This window comes from Kitasatospora sp. NPDC001095, assembly GCF_053598615.1.
On the sequence record NZ_JBSFKQ010000124.1, the window covers coordinates 1 to 3,226 of the forward strand.

Genomic DNA, 3,226 nt, shown 5'->3' on the forward strand with positions numbered 1-3,226 from the left:
TACGCCTCGGAGCCGGTGTTCCGGGAGGTGGTGGACGCGTGTGACGCGGCGTTGGCGCCGTACACGGACTGGTCGTTGGTGGAGGTGCTGACGGGTGGTGGTTCGCTGGAGCGGGTGGATGTGGTGCAGCCCGCCCTGTTCGCGGTGATGGTGGCGCTGGCGGAGCTGTGGCGTGTCCATGGTGTGGAGCCCGATGCGGTTGTCGGGCATTCGCAGGGGGAGATCGCGGCGGCGTACGTGGCCGGCGCGCTGTCCTTGGACGATGCCGCGAAGGTGGTCGCCCTGCGCAGCCGCGCGCTGGCGGTGTTGGCCGACCAGGGCGGGATGGTGTCGGTCGGCCTGGGGCATGAGCAGGCGGCCGAGTTGGTGGCCCGCTGGGACGGCCGGCTGACGGTGGCGGTGGTGAACGCCCCCGGTTCGGTCGTCGTGTCGGGTGATCTGGACGTGCTGGACGAACTGCTGGCGGTCTGTGAGGCCGACGGCATCCGCGCCCGCCGCCTGCCCGTCAACTACGCCGCCCACTCCGCCCAGGTCGAGGCGATCCGCGAGCAACTGCTCACCGACCTCGCCGGGATCGAGCCGAGGACCGCGGACGTCCCCTTCTACTCCACCGTCACCGCAGAACCGGTCGACACCTCCGCCCTCGACGCCGACTACTGGTACCGCAACCTCCGCGAACCCGTGCTGTTCGACCGGACCACCCGTGCGCTGCTCGACCACGGCCACACCGTCTTCGTCGAGGTCAGCCCGCACCCCGTACTGGTCTCCGCCGTCGAGGAGACCGGTCACCACCACGGCTCCGACCTCCTAGTCACCGGCACGCTCCGGCGTGACCAGGCCGACTTCCTCACCTCGCTCGGCCGTCTGCACGTCCATGGCGTCCGGGTCGACTGGCGGTTCCCGGACGACACCGAGCCCGTCAGCCTGCCGACGTACGCCTTCCAGCGCCAGCCGTACTGGCTGCGGCCCGTCCCGACGGCGTCGGGCGACCACCCCCTGCTCAGCACGTTCGTGGAACTGCCCGACGGCGCGGTGCTCAGCGGACGGATCTCGCTCGCCACCCACCCGTGGCTGGCCGACCACGCCGTGCGGGGCTCCGTCCTCCTGCCCGGCACCGCGTTCGCGGAGATGGCGGCCTACGCGGCCGGCCGGCTCGGCCGCGCGGTCGAGGAGCTGGTGCTCGAGACGCCGCTCGTCCTCGACGACACCGCGGTGGACCTCCAGGTCGTCGTGGGCCCCGAGGACGACGGCCGCAACCCGCTCACGGTGTACTCGCGTGACGGCGACGAGTGGGTGCGGCACGCCACCGGGACCCTGGGCGAGGAGCCGGTGCTGAGCGCCTGGGTCTGGCCGCAGGCCGGTGAGCCCCTCGACGTCGACGGGCTCTACGACTCGCTGTCCGTACTCGGCTACGAGTACGGGCCGGCGTTCCAGGGCGTCACGGCGGCCTGGCGGGTCGGCGACACCGTCTACGCCGAAGTGGAGCTTCCCGCCGAGGAACCGTTCGCCCTGCACCCCGCGCTGCTCGACGCCGCACTGCACCCCATGACGTTCCTCACCGACCGCACCGGCCTGCCGTTCGCGTTCACCGGAGTGGCGATACGGCCCACGGGCCACCGGACGCTGCGCGTACGCCTGTCCGCCACCGGGCCGGACACGTACACCGTGGCCGTGGCCGATCCGGACGGCGCCCCGGTCGCGGTCATCACGTCGCTGACCGTCCGGAAGGCCGGCGCCGTCCCGGACAGCCTGTACGCACTCGACTGGCTGCCCTTTGAATCGCCGGCCTTCGAACCGGCATCGGCGGGCGGCGACCTCGCGGACCTGGTCGTCTACGAGGTGCCCGGGCCCGAGCCCGAGGCGGACACCGTCGAGGCGGCGTACGAGAGCGCGCGGAGCGTACTCGCCGTGATCCGGGACCACTTGGCGGGCGAGACGACGCGGCTGGCGGTCGTCACCCGCAACGCCGTCGCCGCCGCGCCCGGTGACGTGGTCGGCCTCCACCACTCGATGGTCTGGGGCCTGGTCCGCGGCGCGCGGGCCGAGCACCCCGACCGGTTCGTCCTGGTCGACGCCGACCCGACCTGGGACCCCGCGCTGATCGCCGGCACGGACGAGCCGGAACTGGCGGTACGCCAGGGGACGTTGCGCGTCCCCCGCCTGGTCCGCGTCGGCGCGAGCCTCACCCCGCCCGACGGGACCTGGCGGCTGGAGGACACGGGCACCGGCAGCATCGACGATCTGGCGCTGGTGCCCCGCCCGGAGCTCATGGAGCCGCTGGGGCACGGGCAGGTCCGGATCGCCATGCGGGCGGCCGGACTCAACTTCCGGGACGTGCTGATCGCCCTCGGCGTCTACCCCGGCGAGGCCCTGATGGGCGGCGAAGGCGCGGGCGTCGTCCTCGAAACCGGCCCGGACACCCGGTTCCGGCCCGGCGACCGCGTCATGGGCCTGGTCCCCGGCGCCTTCGGCCCGGTCACCGTCGCCGACCAGCGGCTGCTGGTCCGGATGCCCGACGACTGGTCGTTCGCCAGGGCCGCGTCCGTGCCCGTCGTGTTCCTGACCGCCTGGTACGGCCTGCGCGACCTGGGCGGGCTGAAGGCCGGTGACCGGGTGCTGATCCACGCGGGTACCGGTGGTGTCGGCATGGCGGCGATCCAGCTGGCCCGGCGGCTCGGGGCGGAGGTGTTCGCCACCGCCGGCCCGGCCAAGTGGCACACCCTGCGCGCCCTGGGACTGGACGAGGACCACATCGCCTCGTCGCGCACCCTGGAGTTCGAGCAGAGCTTCCCGCCCATGGACGTCGTCCTGGACTCGCTGTCCGGCGAGTTCGTCGACGCCTCCCTGCGGCTGCTCGTGCCGGGCGGCCGGTTCGTGGAGATGGGCAAGACCGACATCCGCGACGCGGCCGACCATCCCGACATCGTCTACCGGGCGTTCGACATCGCCGACGCGGGGCCGGAACGGCTCGGCGAGATCCTGGACGCCGTCGTACGGGCCTTCACGGACGGCGGGTTCGCACCGCTGCCGTTGGACGTCCGCGGGGTCCGGGACGCGGTCGACGTGTTCCGGTTCATGAGCCGGGCCGCTCACGTGGGGAAGATCGTCCTCACCGTCCCCCAGCCGGTCGACCCCGACGGCACCGTGCTGATCACCGGGGGTACGGGGACGCTGGGGGGCCGTGTGGCCCGGCATCTGGTGGCCGAGCGGGGTGTGCGGCACCTGC

At 73.2% G+C, this 3,226-nt stretch carries 1 protein-coding gene; it reads left to right on the forward strand.

From position 1 onward, the window contains the following. Nucleotides 1-3,226, forward strand: a 3,226-nt coding sequence (locus ACWDBB_RS36065) for an acyltransferase domain-containing protein (RefSeq protein ID WP_449793629.1), incomplete at both ends; no start/stop codon positions are given.